The 22,586-nt window shown below is 38.0% G+C and carries 20 protein-coding genes and 1 CRISPR repeat array (1 of these 21 only partly in view); of the genes, 9 read left to right on the top strand and 11 right to left on the bottom strand.

Features of this window, described 5'->3' with window-relative positions; translation table 11 throughout:
* Nucleotides 1–30 precede the first annotated feature (30 nt).
* The 3 genes from PI20285_RS08750 to celB all read right to left on the bottom strand — a co-directional run bounded on the left by PI20285_RS08750 (nt 31) and on the right by celB (nt 3,941).
* Nucleotides 31–1,437 carry a C69 family dipeptidase gene (locus tag PI20285_RS08750; RefSeq protein ID WP_057773950.1) on the bottom strand — a complete coding sequence of 469 codons (1,407 nt, stop codon included), beginning with the start codon at nt 1,435–1,437 and terminating at the stop codon, nt 31–33.
* Nucleotides 1,438–1,629: 192 nt separating this feature from the next.
* Nucleotides 1,630–2,424 (bottom strand): HAD family hydrolase, encoded by a 795-nt coding sequence (locus PI20285_RS08745; protein WP_057773952.1) that lies wholly within the window; start codon nt 2,422–2,424, stop codon nt 1,630–1,632.
* Between the two features lie 164 nt (nt 2,425–2,588).
* Nucleotides 2,589–3,941 carry a PTS cellobiose transporter subunit IIC gene (gene celB, locus PI20285_RS08740; RefSeq protein WP_057773955.1) on the bottom strand — a complete coding sequence of 451 codons (1,353 nt, stop codon included), beginning with the start codon at nt 3,939–3,941 and terminating at the stop codon, nt 2,589–2,591.
* A gap of 682 nt (nt 3,942–4,623) precedes the next feature.
* Between celB and PI20285_RS08735 the strand changes: the two genes are divergently transcribed.
* Both PI20285_RS08735 and rbsK read left to right on the top strand, forming a co-directional pair.
* Nucleotides 4,624–6,000 (top strand): NAD-dependent succinate-semialdehyde dehydrogenase, encoded by a 1,377-nt coding sequence (locus PI20285_RS08735; protein ID WP_057773957.1) that lies wholly within the window; start codon nt 4,624–4,626, stop codon nt 5,998–6,000.
* 90 nt (nt 6,001–6,090) lie between these two features.
* Nucleotides 6,091–7,008 carry a ribokinase gene (gene rbsK, locus PI20285_RS08730; protein WP_057773960.1) on the top strand — a complete coding sequence of 306 codons (918 nt, stop codon included), beginning with the start codon at nt 6,091–6,093 and terminating at the stop codon, nt 7,006–7,008.
* A gap of 236 nt (nt 7,009–7,244) precedes the next feature.
* On the opposite strand, the gene PI20285_RS08725 is transcribed toward rbsK, so the two are convergent.
* The gene (locus PI20285_RS08725) at nt 7,245–7,709 is read right to left on the bottom strand and encodes a GNAT family N-acetyltransferase (RefSeq protein ID WP_082623288.1); all 465 of its coding nucleotides are present in this window, start codon (nt 7,707–7,709) and stop codon (nt 7,245–7,247) included.
* An 81-nt stretch (nt 7,710–7,790) separates the two neighbouring features.
* The gene (locus PI20285_RS11640) at nt 7,791–7,955 is read right to left on the bottom strand and encodes a hypothetical protein (protein ID WP_156406523.1); all 165 of its coding nucleotides are present in this window, start codon (nt 7,953–7,955) and stop codon (nt 7,791–7,793) included.
* Between the two features lie 122 nt (nt 7,956–8,077).
* Between PI20285_RS11640 and PI20285_RS08720 the strand changes: the two genes are divergently transcribed.
* Complete coding sequence (locus tag PI20285_RS08720; protein ID WP_057773964.1) at nt 8,078–8,926, top strand: aldo/keto reductase; 849 nt, start codon at nt 8,078–8,080, stop codon at nt 8,924–8,926.
* Between the two features lie 258 nt (nt 8,927–9,184).
* The gene (locus PI20285_RS08715; protein WP_057773966.1) at nt 9,185–10,093 is read left to right on the top strand and encodes a proline iminopeptidase-family hydrolase; all 909 of its coding nucleotides are present in this window, start codon (nt 9,185–9,187) and stop codon (nt 10,091–10,093) included.
* Between the two features lie 49 nt (nt 10,094–10,142).
* Here the strand turns inward: PI20285_RS08715 and greA are convergent, their stop codons facing one another.
* Nucleotides 10,143–10,613, bottom strand: coding sequence for a transcription elongation factor GreA (greA, locus tag PI20285_RS08710; RefSeq protein ID WP_057773967.1), 471 nt, complete (start codon nt 10,611–10,613; stop codon nt 10,143–10,145).
* A gap of 290 nt (nt 10,614–10,903) precedes the next feature.
* Nucleotides 10,904–11,893, bottom strand: a complete 990-nt coding sequence (locus PI20285_RS08705) for a quinone oxidoreductase family protein (protein ID WP_057773970.1) — start codon at nt 11,891–11,893, stop codon at nt 10,904–10,906.
* 111 nt (nt 11,894–12,004) lie between these two features.
* On the opposite strand from PI20285_RS08705, the gene PI20285_RS08700 reads away from it, so the two are divergent.
* Complete coding sequence (locus PI20285_RS08700; RefSeq protein ID WP_057773971.1) at nt 12,005–12,487, top strand: MarR family winged helix-turn-helix transcriptional regulator; 483 nt, start codon at nt 12,005–12,007, stop codon at nt 12,485–12,487.
* Nucleotides 12,488–12,505: 18 nt separating this feature from the next.
* On the opposite strand, the gene PI20285_RS08695 is transcribed toward PI20285_RS08700, so the two are convergent.
* From PI20285_RS08695 to PI20285_RS08680, 4 genes are all read right to left on the bottom strand, one after another.
* The gene (locus tag PI20285_RS08695; protein WP_057773973.1) at nt 12,506–12,751 is read right to left on the bottom strand and encodes a hypothetical protein; all 246 of its coding nucleotides are present in this window, start codon (nt 12,749–12,751) and stop codon (nt 12,506–12,508) included.
* Between the two features lie 208 nt (nt 12,752–12,959).
* Nucleotides 12,960–13,472, bottom strand: a complete 513-nt coding sequence (locus tag PI20285_RS08690; RefSeq protein ID WP_057773975.1) for a YbhB/YbcL family Raf kinase inhibitor-like protein — start codon at nt 13,470–13,472, stop codon at nt 12,960–12,962.
* Nucleotides 13,473–13,550: 78 nt separating this feature from the next.
* A complete protein-coding gene (locus tag PI20285_RS08685) occupies nt 13,551–14,774 on the bottom strand; it encodes an ABC transporter permease (protein ID WP_057773978.1) in 1,224 nt (407 codons plus the stop codon).
* A complete protein-coding gene (locus PI20285_RS08680; protein WP_057773980.1) occupies nt 14,767–15,663 on the bottom strand; it encodes an ABC transporter ATP-binding protein in 897 nt (298 codons plus the stop codon). The genes PI20285_RS08685 and PI20285_RS08680 overlap by 8 nt, the downstream gene beginning before the upstream one ends.
* A gap of 201 nt (nt 15,664–15,864) precedes the next feature.
* Here PI20285_RS08680 and cas9 point away from each other — a divergent pair, with 201 nt between their 5' ends.
* The 4 genes from cas9 to csn2 all read left to right on the top strand — a co-directional run bounded on the left by cas9 (nt 15,865) and on the right by csn2 (nt 22,072).
* A complete protein-coding gene (cas9, locus tag PI20285_RS08675; RefSeq protein ID WP_057773983.1) occupies nt 15,865–20,001 on the top strand; it encodes a type II CRISPR RNA-guided endonuclease Cas9 in 4,137 nt (1,378 codons plus the stop codon).
* 217 nt (nt 20,002–20,218) lie between these two features.
* Entirely contained in the window at nt 20,219–21,121 is a 903-nt protein-coding gene (gene cas1, locus PI20285_RS08670) for a type II CRISPR-associated endonuclease Cas1 (RefSeq protein ID WP_057773985.1), read from the top strand.
* The gene (gene cas2, locus PI20285_RS08665) at nt 21,099–21,404 is read left to right on the top strand and encodes a CRISPR-associated endonuclease Cas2 (protein ID WP_057773987.1); all 306 of its coding nucleotides are present in this window, start codon (nt 21,099–21,101) and stop codon (nt 21,402–21,404) included. The genes cas1 and cas2 overlap by 23 nt, the downstream gene beginning before the upstream one ends.
* Nucleotides 21,401–22,072, top strand: coding sequence for a type II-A CRISPR-associated protein Csn2 (gene csn2 / locus PI20285_RS08660; RefSeq protein WP_057773989.1), 672 nt, complete (start codon nt 21,401–21,403; stop codon nt 22,070–22,072). Before cas2 ends, csn2 begins: the two co-directional genes overlap by 4 nt.
* A 30-nt stretch (nt 22,073–22,102) precedes the next feature.
* Nucleotides 22,103–22,586: direct repeats of the CRISPR family, unit length 36 nt; unit sequence GTTTTAGAAGAGTGTCGAATCAATATAGTTAAGATC; it runs 4,040 nt beyond the window's last position.

Raw genomic sequence — 22,586 nt, 5'->3', positions numbered from 1 at the left:
ACGTTTCCGACAGCTAAATTGGTTGTTATTTTAATCATTTAAAGTAAATTGTAATTTCATTTGAGGTTCGCCCAATGCCAACATTTGGCCAAGCAGCTTATTAGCACGCGCCATTGCAATGGCAGACATTTGGTTATTTACTGATTCAAGATAAGCTGATACATCAGTTTGCTGGTTGTAAGCAGCATCGGTCTTGAGTTGTAAATTACGACAATCAGCAACCGTGTTTTCTTCGAATAAGTTTTCTTGATCCTCATACAAACCAAAGTTATGGTCACCCATTAAAGCAAGCACATTTGTTAACCAGTACATATTTGTAGGGTCACATTCGCCGGTTGTGCTTTGATAAGCAGTAGGCGTGTCGTTAACGTTAGTGTAGAAAGGAACAGGCGCGTTAAACGTGTTAGGACCAAATGCGAGCCAATGAACACCGGCAATTTCAGCTGGGACATCATTACGGATTTGCAGAATGTGCAATTCCTGATTCCGGTTGATTCCAATTGGACGGAATTGTTTTTTCTCATCTTCAGTACCGGTTCCATAAGGATCATAAGGTGTGTTTTGGTAATGAGAACTCAAAACAAACTTCATGTCTTCAACACTGATTTTCTTTTGGGTCCGACAAATGAATGGTAAATCTTGATCAATAGGACTCTCTTCACGCTCCGGATTGAAGTACTTTTGACCATACCAAGCACGGGGGTTATTGTACCGGGTGTCCTTGATAGTAGCACTGCCGAAGATATGACGTAAGTTTACTTGATCTCGGTCCGGATTCAAGTGATTCTTTTCAATTAAATCTGGTAAGTCTGCTGCAAACAAAGTGTCTGCAGAATCAAAGTTATATTGATCAATGTTAAACCGGTTAGGGGCAATGACATAAGCGTCATCAGGGATGCGAATTGCTGCCCAGTGGTGCCCACCGATTGATTCGAAATACCAAACTTCATCTTTATCAGAAAAGGCCATGGCATTCATTTCGTAAGTACCATATTTTTCTAATAAAGCGCCAAGTCGTTTAACACCTTCACGTGCAGAATGAATGTAAGGAAGTGTAATCGTGGTAATATCTTCTTCACCAATTCCGTTGTCTACAAGTGGATCAACGCCCAAAATACGCGAGTTGGAAGTGATGGTTTCAGTAGCTGTCATTGCGACATTTTCACTGTTGATTCCAGCACCTGCCCAAATTCCATGACCATCAGTGGCATCAGGAGTTGAGGTGTAGCGGAGGGGATTATCAGGCAGATCAATTTCAACGGGACTTAAAACTGCTTTGTAATGTTTTGGTTGATCGGCTGGTTTGATCACAACAAACTTCTGGGGATTGAGGGGACCCGCACCGTCTTCATTACGGGCGATCATTGTGGAACCGTCAATCGAAGCTTTTTTACCGACTAAAATTGTTGTACATGAACCTTTAATACGTTTTGTCATAAAAATATCATCTCACTTAATTATTTACTTAATTGTAGGTTATTTGAGTGAAAAATGCGAATGAAGTTTAAGCGAGTAATAACTTCGGCGTTTTTTCATTCCAAGTAGTTAAGAAGTTTTTTTATAATGAATGATATTTCTGATAAAAATAATAGTATATGCGATCCATAAAATTTAGTGATCCAAGTTACCTTATTTGAAAATAAATTGCTGAATTCCGTTAGCCACGCCGTCTTCGCTGTTACTCGTAGAAACAAATTTGGCATATTGTTTTACGTCTTGCGCAGCATTTGCCACCGCGATGGGCAGCCCCACTTTTTTAAACATTGGAATATCATTTTCACCATCGCCAAAAGCCGCCAATTGGTCGTTTTGCAAATTTTCTTCAGTTTGAATTTGGGTGATGGCATTTGCTTTTGTGGCGCTAGTGTCTGTGACTTCAATATATGAATCTCCAGAAGTCATGATATTTACATTTGGCAGGTTCAGCTGTTTTAGATAACTGACCAATTGATTAAATAATACTGGATCAAAACTAATGAGCATAAATTTATAAATAGTTTGGGTTTCATTTGGTAAGGAGCTAATCACTGGTGTTTCGTGCATAATGGAAGTTTCAAAGTCAGTTTCCTTGCAGCTTTTATCGGTATACCAAACTGTGTCTGAGTACCAATTCAATGATGCGGCTGGGAATTTTTGATGCACGACTTTGATAATTTCTTGAGCTGTTTGCGGATTGACCGCTTGAGAATAGACTCGCTGATAGGTTGTTGAAGTGGGTTTGTAAATAAGGCCACCGTTAAACGCAACTTGGGTGGTATGGAGATCAAGATCGCGAATAGCAAACTGCATTTCAAATGGCGCTCGTGCAGAAACCAGTGAAACGGGAATAGAAAGGTTTTTAATGACGGAAATGTTCTTTTCACTAATGGATCCGTCGGGACTGAGTAAAGTATTATCCATATCTAAAAAAATGTGTTGAATCATCTAAATTCACGCTTTCATGATTATTAATTTTTATGAAAGATGACGCTTTCATAGCTAAATTGTAGCATTGAAATAATGAAAGAGAAACATTTTTTTGAAAACTATTCAACATAAAAACGACCTTAAGCATGCGCTTAAAGTCGTTTATTTAGATTTTAATTAAGTTATTTTTCTGCAGCTTCAGTAGCTTGTTCTTTCTTAAGTAATACCCGGTCGTAATGACGAATGAATGGGTACCAAACAAGGAATGCAACAAAGGCACAGAAGATAGACAATACTGCACCTTCCCAGCTAGCAGTAGCGAGAAAGCCACTCAATCCAACTGGTGTTGGCCATGGTTGTTGTAAAATGATCTTTTTAACAAGTCCAGACGTGACTGCAAAGTAACCAACGGTACCAGAGACTAATGGTGCAAAGATGAATGGAATTGCCAACTGAACATTGTAAACGATTGGTAAACCAAACAAGATTGGTTCGTTGATATTAAAGATTGCTGGCACAATTTCAACTTTACCAATACTGCTAAGTTGAGCGGATCTAGCTCTAAACGCTAACCAAATTGCCATGCCTAGTGTTGCACCAGAACCACCAATAATAACAAAGGCATTCATGGGATCGCCGGCAAAGAAATGGTTAGCACCATTAACGTTGGCAGCCATGTTAGCCAAAACAATTGGTGTGTAGAATGAACTCATGATTGTGGCACCATGAATACCGAACCACCAGAGCAAATGGATCAAGAAGATAATGACCAAGAAGCCCCAGAATGTATCGGCAATGTTGCTGATAAATGAAAATGGAATGTAAAGTACCTTGAACAAATCAGTGCCAAGCATAACTAAGATTAAGTTAATGCCACCCACGATAAAAGCGACACAAAAGCCTGGAATTAAAGCACTGAATGAGTTTGCAACTCCAGCAGGTACTGAGTCTGGCATTTTAATTCGCCAGTTATGTTTAATTGTAAACCGGTAAATTTGAACTGTTAACCAGCCAACAACCAAACCAGTAAAGATACCTACAGATGCAATTCGAGTGATACCACCGGCGGAAACGGCGTAACCACCACCAATGATATTTAGTTTGTTTAATGATTGGACAAATTGAATACTGCCATCTTTCCAAACTAATTGTGGAACTGTGATGAACATTGCCATTAAGAACATCATCAGTCCGTTTACAGGGTCAACATCAATTTTTTCTTCATCACGATAGATTTTCGTATATGTGTAGGTGAAAGTCCCAGAAAAGACTAATGCCAAAATTCCCATTGTGGAATTATAGATTACTTGAAACATATTGGAAAAGCGGCCAATTGTTCCTGCATACCAGGCCGCAAAACCAGGAATTGGAAAAGCTTGAGGCAAAACAGTTAAAATCAAGAAAATAGCCCCAATAATAGAAAATGTAATAACACTATATCCGGCTGCCATGATAGCACGTACAAACCGTGAACCAGAAAACTTACCGACAGCATTACCGAATTTATCTTTAAATGACGTAGTTTGTTCAGCCATATTTATCCCTCCAAAATTGATAAGGATGAGAAACAAGAGTACTGGAAAACTAACATTCATGTCAGACTGATATTTCTCATCCTTTTAAATTGATTGGTGATATTGTAAAATCTCATCTAAATTGGTCTATTTCAAAGTTGCTTAATTACTATGAAAAGCATTAGCCGAACGACCTAATTAGCGAAACTTTCTGAAATATCTGTAAAGATTAATTGCTTGATACATGAAAAAGTTGAAAGTGAGAACCATTTTTAAGAATTATAATAATAACAAAAGTTTTAATGAATATATAAAATGAAAAATCCTTTAAAATGGGGCTTATCACCGCGCTCTAATCGATTTTTGCTTATGTTTTCAAATATATCGCCTCCTAACAATGGTAGCGCCAACATTTACTAAACAAGTTCATTCTAATCTATTGATTTTCAGTTTGCAAGTGGTTTATTTACATTCTTTCAAACGTTTCATAAAAGTGTGAAGGCTTTTTTCTTATTTAAGTACGTTTAATTGGTCTATCAATTGTCAGACAAATTGAAATCTTTAAAAAAATCATTGATAGCTGGACTGACTGATTATTTCTTGAGTAAAATAATGTTGGGCAAATCGTTCGCATTCATTAATTTAAGCTCGTTATAATTGGGTTACGATGAATTTAACTCAACTCAACATAAGGAGACTATTTATGGCGTACAAATCAGTTAATCCCTACACGAACGAGACGTTAAACGAATACGAGAATGCGACAGACAATGAAATCGAATCTGCACTGCAAACAGCAACGGATTTGGCACAGGCTTGGGAAAATGTTTCAATCAGCGAACGAGCAAGCGTGCTCCATGCAGTAGCTAGCCAATTACGTAATGAGAAACAGGCAATGGCTGAAGTGATGACCAGCGAAATGGGAAAACTTATTGGTGAATCAGAGGAAGAAGTTGATTTGTGCGCGACAATTGCGGATTATTTTGCTGATCACGCAGAAGAATTTATGCAGCCGATAGAAATTGAAACTAAAGATGCTAAAGCAACGGTTTTAAAACAGGCTTTCGGACCAATTTTGGCGTGTGAGCCTTGGAACTTTCCGTTATATCAAGTGATGCGGATTTTTGCGCCTAATTTTATGGTTGGAAATCCGGTCATTTTGAAACACGCGTCGATTGTACCTGGATCAGCACGTAAAATAGCGCAAATTGTCGAAGATGCAGGTGCACCAGAAGGCAGTTTGATCAATTTATTCTTAGATTACGATCAAATCGCTGATATTATTGCTGATTCGAGAATCACTGGGGTTGCATTGACGGGATCCGAACGGGGCGGTAAGTCGGTCGCAAAAGCAGCTGGTGAAAATCTGAAAAAGTCTACATTAGAGTTAGGTGGTAATGATGCTTTTGTGGTGTTAGAAGATGTAGATATCAGTCTATTAAACAAAATCGCGCCAGCGGCAAGGCTTGCTAACTCTGGGCAAACTTGCACGGCTTCCAAACGGTTTATTGTGCCAGATGCGCTTTACGATGACTTTGTGGATGCATTGATTGTGAGTTTTTCTGAAATGAAAATGGGCGACCCAATGGATCGAACAACTTCATTAGCACCGATGTCGTCGGAACATGGCCGAGAAAAGCTTCAAAAACAAGTTGATGAGGCGATCGCAAACGGTGCTAAAGTTGCTTACGGGGATGAACCAGTTCAAGCAGAAGGTCAATTTTTCATGCCAACAATCTTGACCGATGTGACACCAGAAAACCCGATTTTTGATGAAGAATTGTTTGGCCCGGTTGCCCAAGTTTTCCGAGTTCATTCAGAAGAAGAAGCAATTCAGCTCGCCAATAATTCTCAATATGGTTTGGGAAGTGTTGTGATGTCATCTGATTTGAAACATGCTGAAGAGGTGGCTAGTCAAATCAAAGCCGGCATGACATTTGTGAATCATGGTTGGACAAGTTTACCAGAATTGCCGTTTGGTGGTGTTCGCAACTCCGGCTATGGTCGTGAATTGAGCAAACAAGGATTGATGACGTTTGTGAATGAGCATTTGATTTATACAACAGAACCTAAAGAATAATTTGGGTAAACTTTGTTGACACTATTCTTGGCGTCTGTATACTCTTAGATAGAGAAGAAACAAGTGAAAGACGTTAAAAGAGGAGTAACTATGACAAATAATGTGACGGTTGTTGGAAGCTTGAATATGGATATTCACATTCCAGTTGCGCATATCCCTTTGCAGGGAGAAACATTGAGTTTATTAAAGCCAAGTAGTCAAGCTGCAGGCGGAAAAGGTGCTAATCAGGCCGTTGCAGCACAACGATTAGGTGCTTCCGTCCATTTCATCGGGGCAGTTGGTAAAGATGATGCCGGGCAATTTTTGTTGAATAAATGTAAAAACGAGGGTATCGATGTTAGTGGTATCCGTGTTTTGTCAGAAGCCAATACTGGGCAGGCCTTTATCATTTTGGAACCCGATGGTCATAACTCGATTATGGTGGAAGGCGGTGCCAATAAATTAGGCACGGTTGAAAATGTTAATAATGATTTAGTGAATATTCAGCGTTCACAAATTTTAGTGGCTCAATTGGAAACCAATTTAGAGCCGATTATTGCGGCGTTTTCGGCGGCTAAAAAAGCTGGCGTTTTAACCATTTTGAATCCTGCTCCTGCATTGCCAGAATTACCAGCAGAATTAATCCAATTAACAGATATGATTACCCCCAATGAAACCGAGGCAGCGACTTTGACCAATTTGAAGGTTGAAACGGCAGAGGATTGTGAAAAAGCCGCTGAAAAGTTTCGCCAAATGGGCATTGCTAATACGGTAATTACACTTGGTTCGCGTGGCGTTTACTATCATGTAAACAATAAATCAGATCTGATCCCAGCACATAAGGTAAAACCGGTCGATACAACCGCTGCTGGTGACACGTTTATTGGCGCATTGGCTGCCCAGATGGTGCCAGATTTGAGTAACATTGCAGAAGCCATTGAGTTTGCCAATCTGGCTTCTTCGTTAACGGTCCAAAAAGAGGGTGCAATGGACTCAATTCCGACTTATGAAGCAGTTGTCAAAAACTAACTATTTAATTATTTCGTGAACCGCTTCCCAGTTTTTTAAGAAAGTAGGCAGAAGATGAAATTAATAGATACTAAGTATATTAAAGTAGAAGTGCCTCAGAAAAAATCGAGTTGGATCGGTTTGTTAATTTGGATTAGTTTTATGATTCTGACAAGAATGTTACGGAAAAAGTTTAAATAATAAGAAAAACTAGAATGAATCTGAGGAGCAAATCAGAGTTCATTCTAGTTTTTTATTTATTGAATTAATGCCATTTGGATAAAAGTGACCGGAGTTCCAAAGGATCGAGCCTCACGTTCACCAGTTTTTTTGAAACCGAGTTGTTGGAGGAGATAAATGGCCCGGTCATTAAAATTAGCAACCTTTAAGGTGATTTTTCCAAAGTAGTGATAACGTTGTTGCCCAAAAGCAATACATTGTTGGACAAATTGTTTACCATAGCCTTTTCCAGTGTCTTCGGGTCGAATTCCAAAGCCAATTTCCAGGATTCCATTATGAAATTGGTATTCGTAAATGCCAAACAAATTTTCATGATCATCTAAAATTGCGTAGTAATCATTGGTACTTGTTGAAAGTTCATTTAGAAGTTCGGTTCGGCTAACGGAAACCGGAAAATTATAAAATGTATACGGTTCTGGATATCGCCAATCTAAATATGTAGCGGCATGTTGGGTCGTCATTTTTACGATGTGGGCCATCATTATCACTCCCTTTTACCTTTCAAGCATACGCTATGTTAAACACTTTTCCTAGCGTTAACGAGTATATTAAAAGGCAATCGCTTATTTTTTCGTTCGTTGCCCGATCACGATTGTTAACACAATCAGAACTGCTCCCAAAACCAGACATAGTATGTTTACCCACTGCATTGGAAATGGCCGGATGATGCCGATGACAATAACTAAAATGGCCGCCGCAATTTGACGTTGGTACATTTTACTAGACATTTAGACACACTTCTTTCTGTTACTTATATTTTAACAGGTTGAACCTTATTAATCGACCTTCCTCTAGAAAACGTATACAATTTAAACTAGTGGTAATAAAAATAAAGAAATGAGGTAACATAATGTCAGTTTTAACAGATACATTTGAATTAGCAAACAGCGTCAAGATTCCTAAAGTTGGGTTTGGTACTTGGCAGACACCGGCTGGAGATGTGGCTTATCAAGCGGTTTTGAATGCCCTCAAAGTTGGATACCGTCATATTGATACAGCAAAAGCATATGGAAACGAGGCCGATGTTGGTCGTGCTGTTCGTGATTCGGGAATTGCCCGAGATCAAATTTTTGTAACCTCTAAATTACCTGCACAAACAAAAACTTATGATGGTGCAATGGCAGACTTCGAAAGCACTTTTAACAAACTAGACATTGATTATGTTGATCTTTATTTGGTCCATGCCCCATGGCCTTGGAGTCAGGTTGGTAAAGACTGTGATAAAGAAAACGTGGAAGTTTGGCGTGCAATGCAAGATATTTATGCAAGTGGCCGTGTGAAAGCAATTGGAGTTTCCAATTTTAACGTTCATGATCTTAAAAATGTGCTGGCTGATGCAAAAGTAAAGCCAATGGTTAACCAGATTCAGTATTACGTTGGTTATACGGAACCCAAGATCACGAGTTTCGCAAAAGAAAACGGGATCTTAGTTGAGGCATATTCACCATTAGCAACAGGTGGGTTGTTGAAAAACGATCAAATGCTGACTTTAGCTAAGAAATACGATGTTGAAGTAGCTCAGTTAGCTTTACGCTTCTGTCTACAAAATGGTATTTTACCCTTACCAAAGGCAGTGGGCCAATCACATATTGAAGACAACGCTAAATTAGACTTTGAGATTAGCGAAGAAGATATGAAGACTTTGAATCAGATGCCAGATACGGCCCCTGAACATTCGCATAATTCAACGCAAGGATAAAATTAAAAATAAATTAAAAAACTGTTGACATTCTCATTTTCGAACCGCATAATAGCGATATTCAAAGAAGAGGAGATGGCACAAATGCAGAATTCAAAATTAATTGTTATTATTACAGTGATTAGCGTGATTAAGATGAATACCGATGTGTCGACTTCCTTTTCTTGCTGATTCAAATTGAGTTAGACAGTTTTGGGGCCATCGGTTAGGAAATTTCCTAGCTGGTGGCCTTTTTATTTTTGAAAGAAGGAATTGATTATGAAAAATGGCACCCACATTTTAACGCTTGATAATGGCTATCATTTGTTTACGAGAACAGTTGGTGAAGGAAAGATTAACCTCTTATGTTTGCATGGTGGGCCAGGCGGTACCCATGAAGAGTTCGAACAGTTTGATAAACATTTAAAGGAGCTGGGCGTGCGAGTTTCCATGTATGATCAACTAGGCTCGTATTTCTCGGATCAGCCAGATTTTAGTGATCCTAAAGTGCGTGATAAATATTTAACGTTTGATTATTACATAGATGAAATTGAAGAGGTTCGTCAAAAACTTGGTTTGGATCAGTTTTATTTGTTAGGTCATTCTTGGGGTGGCTTGATTGCCCAAGAGTATGCCCTGAAATACGGCCAACATCTCAAAGGGCTCATTATTATGAGTATGATTGACAACATTGCTGAATATACAGTTCACGTTAATCAGCTTAGACGAGAAACTTTATCACAAGCACAAGTTTCCTACATGGAAGGAATTGAGGCTGCGGAAGCATTTGATGATCCGGAATATCAATATTTAGTGCATATTTTGGATAGTCATTTTTCAATGCGCAATAAAGAAGCTGCCCAGAAACGGACTGGCGGTCATTTGGCAACGGCAGTTTATAATTATTTTCAAGGTAATAATGAGTTTGTGATGGTTGGAAAGTTAAATGGCTGGGATGTCCGCGATCGTCTTCACGAAATTAAAACGCCCACACTTTTGACGTTTGGTGATCATGACACCATGCCATTGGACACAGGACGACGGATGCAACAAACCTTGACTAATGCGCGTTTTGTCCTGACTCCCAACAGTGGTCATTCACATAGTAGAGATAATCCGGCAGCTTTTTTTCAGAATCTAAAAACTTACTTAAATGATGTCGAAAAAGGAACATTTACGGCCTATTAAATTTAAAATCCACGCAAACTTATTTTCTAGTTTACGTGGATTGTTGAAATTATAGATTAACTGATATGATTTTCACTTGATAAGTTTCATCGGGAGCATTAACGGTAACCACATCATCGACGGTTTTATTTAACAAAGCTGATCCAAGGAGAGAGACGAGAGAAATCTTGTTGGTTTTAATGTCGGCCTCCTGCTTGCCTACAAGTTGATAGGTCATTTGGTCATGATCTTCGACAAACTCAATCGTGATTTTTTTGCCAATTTCGACAATTTGATTATCGGTTGGATGGGTAATTTTAGAATATTGAAGTTGTTTGTTCAAAAAATGGAGGCGGCTTTCAAGTTGTCGCAGATCCCGTTTTGAAAAAGTGTATTCAGCATTTTCAGAACGATCACCTAACGCTGCAGCAGCGGCCAATCGTTTTGTTAATGCAGGACGCTTAGCCTTTAAAGCTTCAATTTCATTTTCGATTTCATGGTAACCAGCTGCGGTAATTTTATTGAAATAGGGTTCTGACATAGTTTCCTCTTTTACTGATTTAGTTGCCTTTATTCTACTATGTTGTGGAGTGAAGGGCTAGTGTTTTGTAGGACAGCTCCTTAAGACAACTTCATAAAAATAACGACACCTCCAGCAGAATGCGATTCCGCCTACAGTGCCGTTATTTTTATGAAGTTAACCGCCTTAATCCGCTCACTATTCTAGGACAGCTGCACAAAACAAAGCACAGAATATAAAATCTCTTCCCGCGGGATTGCGATCCCGCATCCAGAGCTCTTATATTCTGTGCTTTAAGCGTTTTGTTCCGCTCACTTTATCTTTATAACCGTTCTCACACCACTTGGGACCGGGATTTGCCAATCAATATTGGCGGCAGCCTCCTCCAACGAGATAGTTTTGACATCGGCCTTGATTTTTCCAGTACCCAGCAATTGCCACACTGCTTGATAAACCGCTCGCTGGTTTTGCATAACTTTTGGGGTCTGCATACCGATAATTTGCAAGCCCGATGTCCGCAATGCTGCTGAAGGCAAACTAATTTCTTGCTCAGCAATGGCGCCGATTGAAACCAGTGAAGTTGCCCGTTTCATATCTAAACTCTTAGGGACAATGGCCTTCAAAATGAGTTCGATTGGATGGCCCCATAAATAATCTAGAATAATCAAGTCACCTTGAATGTGCATATTATTCAAGTTCTTTGAAATGGTTTTATCATCGTTGGCCAATGAAATTGTTTGAGTAGCACCGAGGTCTTTTAACATGGCTAAACGTTCAGGATTGCGTCCAGTGCCAATGATTTCTGCGGCGCCAAGAGATTTTGCTGCCTGAATAGCCAGTTGGCCCGCAAAACCGGTTGCTCCATTGATTAAAACAGTATTACCTGGTTTCATTTCCAAACTAAATTGGAGAGGAGCGACACTTGTTAGAAGCGATGACGCAGCAGCCGTACTTGCATAAATATCAGTATCTTCAGGAATTTCTAAGAGTAAGTTAGAGTTGGCAACTGTCTGTTCCGCAAAAGAACCAAATTGAGGTTTTAAAGTCCGAGCTGGAAAAGCCACCAGTTTGCCATTATCTATTCGTCGGCCGATGCCACTTGCGCCAGGAATGCTTGGAAACGCGGGATGCCAGTAACTGCTCGAATAATGGCGACCAGAGGCATTAGCCTTATCGAAATTTTCAATTGGGGCAGCTAATACATTAATTAACGTATCAAATTGGCTGTCAGGGATGGGATTAGGTGCGTTTAAATCGAGTGTTGGTGCAGTTTTGAAATTTTTAATTGTTAAAGCTTTCATAGTTAATCATCCTTCTGTTTTTATATTACCGGTAATTCATTTTTAATATAAAACATATTTAGCTTGCTGTCAACTATTAATTACTGGTAATATATAAAAGGAGGTCATTTCATGAATGAAAAACAATATCAGACAATTAGTGAATTACTAAACAATCTTAATTCAAGAGAAAATCATAACCAGCATGAAGCCTGGATTGCCAAGCATGCTTCTTTGACCGGCGATCCTAAAAAAAGTCACCTTACCCATAATGATTTGGATATTTTGGATGTGCTGGTGCACGGAGAAAAGACGGTTAGTGAGGTTGTTAAAGCAATTCAAATCACTCAGGGTGGGACGTCACGTCGAATCAATCACTTGGAGAAACTGGGATTTTTAGAGAGGTTTCATCAACCTACCAATAAAAAAACTGTGTATCTAAAACTCACTTCTGATGGAAAAAAGTTAGGTCAGGCCCACATTGCGCTGCATAAGCATTTGCATGATGATACAGTGAATGCCTTATCAGATTTTTCTGACCAAGAGCTGACAGTGGTGACTCGTTTTTTAACTGAATTAGCAGACGTCCGAAAGAATTTTGGGGATCGTTATTAGTCAGGTGATTAACAATTTTTAAGCGTTTAAGGGGAGCAACCAATCTGAATCAATTAATTGGTGCATGGTTTTATTGATAGGTAACCATAATTTTGCCTTGATAATATCTTTGAGAGATTGCCAGAATAAGGGGTCATCGTTTTGCGTTTTGGTTGGATAAACGAAGAGGCATTCTCCAGAGATTGTTTTTACTTCAATTTTTGATTGGTAAATACCCAAGATCTGAACTTCTAAGACCGACAAGCTTTTATTATTTAATAACATAATCATCGCTCCTTTTTGAATTAATATACTAAGTATGGGGCCGCTAGATTAAATCGAATTTAAAAATCCGTGATCATTCTGTGGTGTTTGAAGTAAGAAATAATTAAGGGCTTAACAAAAAGATAAGTATCTTTAAACGAAAAATAAATGCAACTAAAAAATAGGCTTAAACTGTGATAAAACGCAGTTTAAGCCTATTACTTTTTGATTAGGCGCGGCTAATGATACTAAGCTTTTGTTTGTCGATCACGTGACCTTTAGCAGCATGATAAAATTCATTCAGCCAAAAGCCATCCTTCAAATCTAATGTCGTATCTAATGCATAAATACTCAATGTGTAATCGTGATTTTTGTCTGGTGGGGTCGGGCCGACATAATGTCGCGTAGTCAGTGGATCTGTTTCACCAACTAAAGGACCCGCTGTACTATTATTGCCTTGAACCAGATTGCCAGAGTTTTGCCGACTAGCGTTTTCCGGGATGGTCACCGTGGTGTTGGCAGGAATATTAGCGCCAATCCAATGAATCCATGGAAACCCGCTAACTGGAACGGCATCAAAATCTAACAAGGTGAATGCAATTGTTTTGGCATTTTCAGGCACATTTTGAATCTCAATCGGAAACGAAACTGCTGGGTTTCCGTTATACATATCGCTTGAATCCGCATGTTTTCCGTATTTATCGAGTAATAATCCGTTAGATGTCGGAACTGAAATCTTCATTAATAAAACCTCCTCATACTATTCGTTATCCTCACTCTACAACAAAGTAAGGGTTATTTAAATCAAGACACTCAATCTTTAACTACGTCTTAAAAGCCGTTTCCAAATTTTACGATCGGAGTAATCAAGGACGTGTTTTGCATACAAATTGGTGGTAAACCAGGTCGTCAGCGCAATGGCTACAGCAAGGACAATCAAACTGATTATTGCATCAAACGTGGTTGCATTACCAACGGCGTACCGAACTGGCATGATGCTTTGAGAAAAGAATGGCACATATGAGCCAATTTTGATCAAGACTGTGTTTGAATTCATGGCCATAAATGATGCGGCATAAGAAATTAAACCAATCATGGTCAATGGAGAAACGGCCTGACTGACTTGATCTGCGCGCGAGACAAGTGCCCCAAGGCCAGCGGCTAAAATTGTGTACAGCATAATTCCTAAAATGAAGAATAGACTTAAAATAACAATGATCGTCGGTTGAATTTGGCCTAAATCGAGTTTATCAAGAAAACTGACGTTAGTGCTAAGATATTTGAAACCAAATACTCCGCAAATAGCAGTGACGATAACTTGGAGGAGGATTAAGGCAAACATGCCAGCAATTTTTCCGAAGAATTGCACTTGAGGTGCCACACTGCTGACCAAGATTTCCATAATGCGTGAACCCTTTTCGGTGGCCACTTCTTGGGCAATGAGGCTGGCATAGCTAACCATAAAGACGTAGATCAGGATCGTCACCACCATTGCAATGACCGTGTTAATATCTTGCTGATTATTTTTCTGGGCCTGTGCCTTACCGTTTGTATATGAAACGGATTTGGTAGTGAAGGTGGCTGGGGCGAATAATTGTGCAAGTTGTTTCGTTGATAAGCCGAGCTGAGCAGCAGTTTGCTGCATTTTTAAAGTGTTTAAAGCATTTTTTAAATTAGTTGTATCCAAAGTATTGCCGTTAATGCGCGATTTATAGACAGCAGAAATTGTTTTATTTTGGATTGTCACGGTCAGATAGCCATCAAGTTTTTCGTGAGCGAGCGCATGTTCTGCGGACTTGGCAGTGGTGAGAGAACGGCTAACTGTATAATCGCCATTACTTTTACTGTTAACCAAAGCTGTCCGAAACTCAGCATTATTGGCGATGATAGCTATTTTTGGCGTTTCACTTGTGTGCGTTTTAATGACTGCAAGGCCAGCAAGAAAGGCTAACAGAATGACTGGCATGAGCAGGAGAGCGATGTAGGTGGGACTTTTGATATTTTTGTGGATAACTTGTTTACAGACGACCCAAAATTTATTCATGCGACACACCTGCTTTCATACGGAAAATTTCATCTAATGTGGGTGGTTGTTGAGAAAATTCTTTTATGTAGCCGTTCGTTGTGGCGGCCGCAAAAACTTCTTTGCCGACGTCAGCATTAGCTAAAGTAATTTCAAATCCAGTTTGATGTTTTTTAACCTCTAGCACACCCTCGATGGAGAGCAGCTCACTTTTGGTGAGAGGGGATTGAAGAAAAATGCGGGTATCGCCAAAACTTTCCCGAATAGCGTTGGTAGCACCATTTAAAACTGTTTTTCCTTGGCGCAACATCAGCAACTTATCGCTAATTTTTTCAACATTGCCCATATCATGAGAGGAATAAATAATGGTAGCTCCCTGGTTCTTAAGCCGTTCAATTCCATCTTCTAAAAGACTAGCATTAACCGGATCAAGGCCGCTGAAAGGTTCATCTAAGATCACTAGCTTTGGATCGTGAATAAGTGTCGCAATCAATTGTACCTTTTGCTGATTGCCTTTGGACAAATCCTTAATTTTATCGGTCCGCTTCCCTTTGACTGCAAACCGCTGCATCCAATCATCCAGTTTTTGTTTGGTAACAGCCGGTTTTTGTCCACGAAGTTCAGCAAAGTAAACAACCTGTTCTTCGACACTCATTTTGAGGTATAAACCGCGTTCTTCCGGTAAAAAACCAACGATATCTTGATCTTTGCGTGTAAAAGGTTGTCCATTCCAGAGTACGGAACCAGAATCGGGCTTTAACAACCCCAAGATCATGCGAAATGTAGTGGTTTTTCCGGCCCCGTTTTGACCGATCAGACCGAGAATTTCTCCATCATTAATGGTGAAATTATCGTTTTCAACGGCCTGCATTTGACCAAAGCTCTTGTTTAAATTTTGTACTTCTAGCATTACTGCGCCTCCTTGTCGTTATTGTATCCGTTTGCACTTTATTATACAGGAGTCATGAAAGAATTAGAATGAGGAGAAAGGACACATTAAAAGCAAGCTTAAATTCAAGGTGTGTTTTATGAAGAAAATATATAAAAAAGTATGAAAGCAGCAAAGAGAGCGGTATCATATAACTATCATAGAGGTAACGGAGGATGAATTATGAAAAATAAGGACTATAGTATCGGATTAGATATTGGAACGAGTTCAATTGGCTTTGCGGTGGTCGATGAAAATAACCATGTCATGCGCGTAAAAGGTAAAAATGCGATTGGGGTGCGTCTATTTGATGAGGGAAAGCCGGCTGCCGATCGACGTGCTTTTCGAACTACACGGCGTCGCCTGAGTCGCCGTCGCTGGCGCTTAAAGTTATTACGTGAAATCTTTGATTCGTACATAACTCCCGTGGATGAAGCATTCTTTATTCGGTTAAAAGAATCTAATTTATCTCCTAAAGATAGTAAAAAACAATATTCAGGGGATATCTTATTTAATGATCGTTCGGATAAGGATTTTTATACAAAATACCCAACAATCTATCATTTGCGTAATGCATTGATGACCGAACATCAAAGATTTGACATTCGTGAAATTTATTTGGCAATTCACCATATTGTCAAGTTTCGAGGCCACTTTTTAAATGCCACGCCTGCTAATAATTTTCAAGTGGGTAAGCTTGATTTGGACCAAAAATTCGAAGATTTAAATGATATATATCAACGTGTTTTCCCTGACGATTCAATTGAATTTCGAATAGATAATTTAGAGCAAATTAAAGCAGTTTTGTTGGACAGCAAACGAAGCCGATCTGATCGACAACGATCCTTAGTTGACGATGTTTATCAAACGTCTGAAGACAAAGAAGTTGAGAAGCAAAATAAGGCTGTTGCAACTGAAGTATTAAAAGCCATTCTTGGAAATAAGGCAAAGCTAAATATAATTGCTAATGTAGAAGTGGACAAAGAAGCTGCAAAAGAATGGACGATCACGTTTGATTCTGAAAGCATAGATGATGATTTAGCTAAGATTGATGGACAAATGACGGATGACGGGCGCGCAATTGTTGAGATTCTGCGTAGTTTATACTCTGGAATCACATTATCTGCAATTGTTCCTGAAAATCATACATTATCACAAGCAATGGTTGCAAAATATGACCTGCATAAGAAACATTTGACACTGCTAAAAAAATTAATTAATAGTATGACAGATACCAAGAAAGCCAAGAATCTTCGTGCAGCATACGATGGGTATGTTGATGGTGTGAAAGGTAAAGTTTTAACCCAGGATGAGTTTTATAAACAAATTCAATCTAATTTGGATGAGTCTGTGGAAGCTAGTGAAATTCAAACTTATATTGATCAAGATATTTTTATGCCAAAGCAACGAACCAAGGCAAATGGCTCGATCCCGCATCAGTTACAACAACAAGAGTTAGATCAGATTATCGAAAATCAAAAAGAGTATTATCCTTGGTTAGCAGAATTGAATCCTAATCCTGATAAGAAACGGCAACAGCTTGCCAAATATAAACTAGATGAGTTAGTTACATTTAGAGTGCCATATTATGTTGGTCCCATGATTACTGCAGAGGCTCAAAAGAAACAATCAGGTGCTGAATTTGCCTGGATGATTCGTAAAGAGAGTGGCAATATTACGCCATGGAACTTTGATCAAAAAGTCGACCGTATGGCAACGGCCAATCAATTTATTAAACGGATGACTACGACGGATACTTATTTGTTGGGTGAAGATGTATTGCCATCACAAAGTTTGTTATATCAAAGATTTGAAGTCTTGAATGAATTGAACAAAATTCGAATTGATCGCAAACCAATTTCTGTTGAATTGAAACAACAAATTTTCAATGATTTGTTTAAAAAGTTTAAGAACGTGACAATCAAGCATCTTCAAGATTATCTTGTTGCACAAGGACAGTATTCTAAACGACCGCTTATTGAAGGCTTAGCAGACGAAAAACGATTCAATAGCGGGTTAAGTACCTATAATGATTTCTGTGGCATTTTTGGTGCGAAATTAGTTGATGAAAATGATCGACAAGCAGACTTAGAAAAAATTATTGAATGGTCAACAATTTTTGAAGATAAGAAAATTTACCGTGCTAAATTAAATGATCTGGCCTGGTTGACAGACGAGCAAAAAGATAAATTAGCAACTAAGCGTTATCAAGGATGGGGCAGACTATCAAGCAAGCTATTAATAGGCTTACAAAATTCTGAGCATCGCAACATTATGGATCTTCTCTGGATTGGTAATGAAAACTTCATGCAAATTCAGGCTGATTCAGATTTTGCTAAGTTAATTAAGGATGCTAATCAAAACGCACTCCAAAATAATGATTCACAGGATGTCATTAATGATCTTTACACATCTCCACAGAATAAAAAGGCTATTCGCCAAATCTTGTTAGTCGTTCATGATATTCAGAACGCTATGCATGGCCAGGCACCTACTAAGATTCATGTGGAATTTGCGAAAGGAGAAGAGCGCAATCCACGTAGATCTGTACAGCGTCAAAGACAAGTTGAAGCGGCTTATGAGAAAGCGTCAAATGAGTTAGTAGGCGCTAATGTTAGAGAAGAACTGAAAGATGCGATTACTAATAAACGTGATTTCAAAGATCGTTTATTCCTTTACTTCATGCAGGGCGGAGTAGATATGTATAGTGGAGAACCAATCAACATTGATAATCTTTCACGCTACGACATTGATCATATTCTTCCTCAAGCTTTTGTTAAGGATGATTCGTTAAATAATCGTGTTTTGACGGATGCAGAAAAGAATCGACGTAAGTCAGATGCTGTTCCTAATGAGCTTTTTGGTGCGAAGATGCGTGTAACTTGGGAAAGAATGAAGGAACAAGGATTAATATCAAAAGGCAAATATCGAAATTTGACTATGAATCCCGAAAATATTAACAAGTATACCGAAAATGGCTTTATTAATCGTCAATTGGTGGAGACACGTCAGGTTATAAAATTAGCCGTGAATATTTTGGCTGATGAGTATAAAGAAAATACGCAAATCATTTCTGTCAAGGCCGATTTGTCTCATCAAATGCGTGAAGATTTTGAATTGTTAAAGAATCGTGATGTAAATGATTATCATCATGCTTTTGATGCCTATTTGGCAGCGTTTATGGGGAATTATCTTCTGAAACGTTATCCAAAATTGAGGTCATACTTTGTTTACGGTGATTTTAAGAAGTTTACACAAAAGGAAATAAAGCTAAGACGCTTTAACTTTATCTATGACTTGAAACATGAAGACCAAGTAATCGATAAAGAAACTGGAGAAATATTATGGAATAAAAACGAAGATATTGCATATATTCGTCATTTATTTGCGTATAAAAAGATTCTTATTTCTCATGAGGTTAGTGAACGTCGCGGGGCTTTATATAATCAGACAGTTTATAAAGCTAGTGACGATAAAGCCAGCGGACAAGGAAGCAAGAAATTAATCCCTATAAAATCTGATAAACCTACTGAAATATATGGTGGGTACACGGGGAGAACGTTAGCTTATATGACTATAGTGAAAGTTACAAAAGGTAAAAAAATTAGTTATAAAGTTGTGGGGGTTCCGACCGCTGTTTTGGCCAAGATGGCTGGCGTAAGGCAAGGCTCACAAGAAGAACAAGACAAATTGTATGGTGTTTTGAAGCCACAATTTACGCATCAAAAGGAAAATAAGAAAACCGGTGAAATTACTGAGACAGTGGATAAATTTGATATTATTGTGCCAAAAGTTAAGTATCAACAGCTGGTTAATGATAATGGACAATTATTTATGATTGGAAGTGATACACTTCCCTATAACGCTGAACAACTTGTCTTATCAAAAGAATCAGTACAAACTATCAATAATCCAGGTATCAAAGATGAAGGTAGTGATGAAGAATCAGAAAATAAAAAATTGGATAATGTATACGATGAGATTGTTTTATGTATGAATAAATATTTTCCGTTATATGACAATAGAGGGTTCAGAAATAGTATAACAAATGGGAAAAACAAGTTTTTAAAATTGCCAATCAAAAACATTTATAAAAATGGCAAATTAATAAATGTTGGGAAAAGAGAAGTTATTAATAGAATCTTACAGGGACTACATGCCAATGCTTCAGTTACAGATTTGTCAAATTTGGGAATTAAATCTCCATTTGGATTTCTACAAAAAGGAGCTGGTCTTTCTCTTAGTGGAGAGGCCCAGCTTATCCATCAGTCGGCAACCGGATTATTTGAACATCGGGTTCAACTAAACAAAATTAAGTAAGCATACAAAAAGCTATTGGTGGTTTGATAACCGTCAATAGCTTTTCTTGAATAAAATATGTATGGGCCGATAGCGGCCTCAAAAGATAAAACTCAGCCGAAGCTTTGTTTGATTTTAACTCAGAGCGTCAAATCAATATAGTTAAAATATTGAGTGTGTCGAACTCAACAAAAGAATAATATCATATTAGCGTTTACAAAACAAGGGAGAGAATTTTATGGGATGGCGAACAGTGGTTGTGACTCAACATGCTAAGATTTCTTATTCCGGTCATTGTGTGGTTGTTCAAACACAAGACGGGACTAATCAAATTCCAGTTAGTGATATTCAAATATTGTTAATCAGCACGACAAGAGCGGTAATAACAAGTGCCGTAATTAGTGAACTAGCTAAACATCAAAGCAAAGTGATTTTTACGGATAACAGCGGTGAACCTGTAACAGAAACTATGGATTATTATCCAAATAATCGCGATCCACAATTACTACAGATACAGTTTAATTGGGATAAGGAACGAAAAATATCGTTATGGACAAAAATAGTTATACAGAAAATAACTAATCAGATATATGTAGCTGAATCTTTAAAAATTGAGACCCAAGATTTAAAAGATGAACTTGCTAAGTTGGAAGTGGATGACGTTACAAATCGTGAGGCAGTAGTGGCGCGCAAGTATTTTTCGCTGTTGTTTGAATCCGAGTCTTCGCGTCGAGATTTTAGTCCCGTAAATGCGGCTTTAAATTATGGTTATGCCATTATTCTGTCTGCTGTTAATCGTGAAATAGTAACTAATGGTTATTTAACGCAATTGGGAATTCATCACCATAGTCAAGAAAATAATTTTAATTTGGGATCAGATTTAATGGAACCCTTTCGACCAATTATTGATTGGTGGGTAAAACAAAAGCAATTTAATGAATTTACCCCTGATATTAAATTTGGTTTAGTAGGATTATTGGATATTGAAATGAAATACAACGGCGAGAATACAATATTAAGAAATGCGATCTCAAAGCATGTAACTAATTGTTTAAAGTATTTGAGTGGTGAGACAGACAATATCAAGATTGAGGTGGAAATAAGTGAGGTATCGAATAATGCGATTAATGGTCATGTTTGATTTACCGGTTGAAACGAGTAAAGATCGTCGCAATTATCGGAAATTTAGAAAGGCATTGTTGAACGAAGGATTTTTGATGATTCAGTATTCAATTTACGTCCGCGTTTGTGTAGACAAGAAAAGCGCCAACTTAATGGAAAAGCGGATTGCCACTTTTTCACCACCTGATGGGCTGATTCAGACCTTAATGGTAACTGAAAAACAATACAATAGCATGAATTTTATTACTGGTGAATTTAAAAAAGATGTTCGAAATTCCGCAGAAAGGACAATTATTATATGAACCTAACGTATTATCCATTTAAACCGATTATTATCAATACAACCAAGCCAACCCTACTGGAGACGTGTAATCAGGAAGTATACACTGACTTAGTTTCGGGCCTAAAAGGGTATACTGATTCCATAAAAATAAGTGATGATGAATTTAAGTTAGTTGAAAATGAGAAGGCTGTGAAATGGATAGGGGATGCATTTGTTGAAGCTGACTTAAATAAAATGTTTCAAAGCCAGTTGCAAAAACAGATAGCCACAAAATTAGATGATGAGACCCGAATGAAATTGACTGAGATTAATAACCAATTGAAATCACTGATCTTTGATGCAACGTTTTCCTTGGATCTTCCGTTAAAAGTGGATAGTGAATTTGATCCAGCTAAGTTAGTTAAATACTGTGATGTTGGCTTTGTAAGTGCTTTAAATAGGGATCCATATGGTATAATAGAAACTGTATTAAAAACTGCTTCAGAATTAAAAGAGTCTAAAATATTAGTCTTAACTGGTGTACGAAATTATCTCAGTGTCAGCCAATTTAATGAATTGGTGAGGTTAATTAGTACCCTTGATTTGAACACTTTGTTTATTGAATTCTCAGAAATAGATAATCATGAAGAATTTGATGAATGCCGCTATTACTACGTTGATCAGGATTTTGTTGATTGGCGTTACTAATACTTATGAGAGTAGCATTGCAAAAAAACGGTTTTAGAAGAGTGTCGAATCAATATAGTTAAGATCCCATGCAATCTAATGATAGCCGAATTGAACGTTTTAGAAGAGTGTCGAATCAATATAGTTAAGATCGCCATAAGGTAAGTCTGCTAGAATCATGTCGTTTTAGAAGAGTGTCGAATCAATATAGTTAAGATCCGCTAAACATTGTTGTTCTAACAAGGTTATGTTTTAGAAGAGTGTCGAATCAATATAGTTAAGATCAAACTGATAACGAGTTTTTTGCCTTTATGTGTTTTAGAAGAGTGTCGAATCAATATAGTTAAGATCGAACACGTGAGTTAATCTTGAATATTCGTAGTTTTAGAAGAGTGTCGAATCAATATAGTTAAGATCTCATGGACTTCGTCACTCGCATGTTTCATAGTTTTAGAAGAGTGTCGAATCAATATAGTTAAGATCGAGTAATATTTTAGATGTACAAGCAAGTGAGTTTTAGAAGAGTGTCGAATCA

Source organism: Pediococcus inopinatus (assembly GCF_002982135.1).
GTDB lineage: Bacteria > Bacillota > Bacilli > Lactobacillales > Lactobacillaceae > Pediococcus > Pediococcus inopinatus.
Note: the sequence above shows the minus strand (reverse complement) of the source record. Positions and strands in the feature narration are given on the sequence as shown.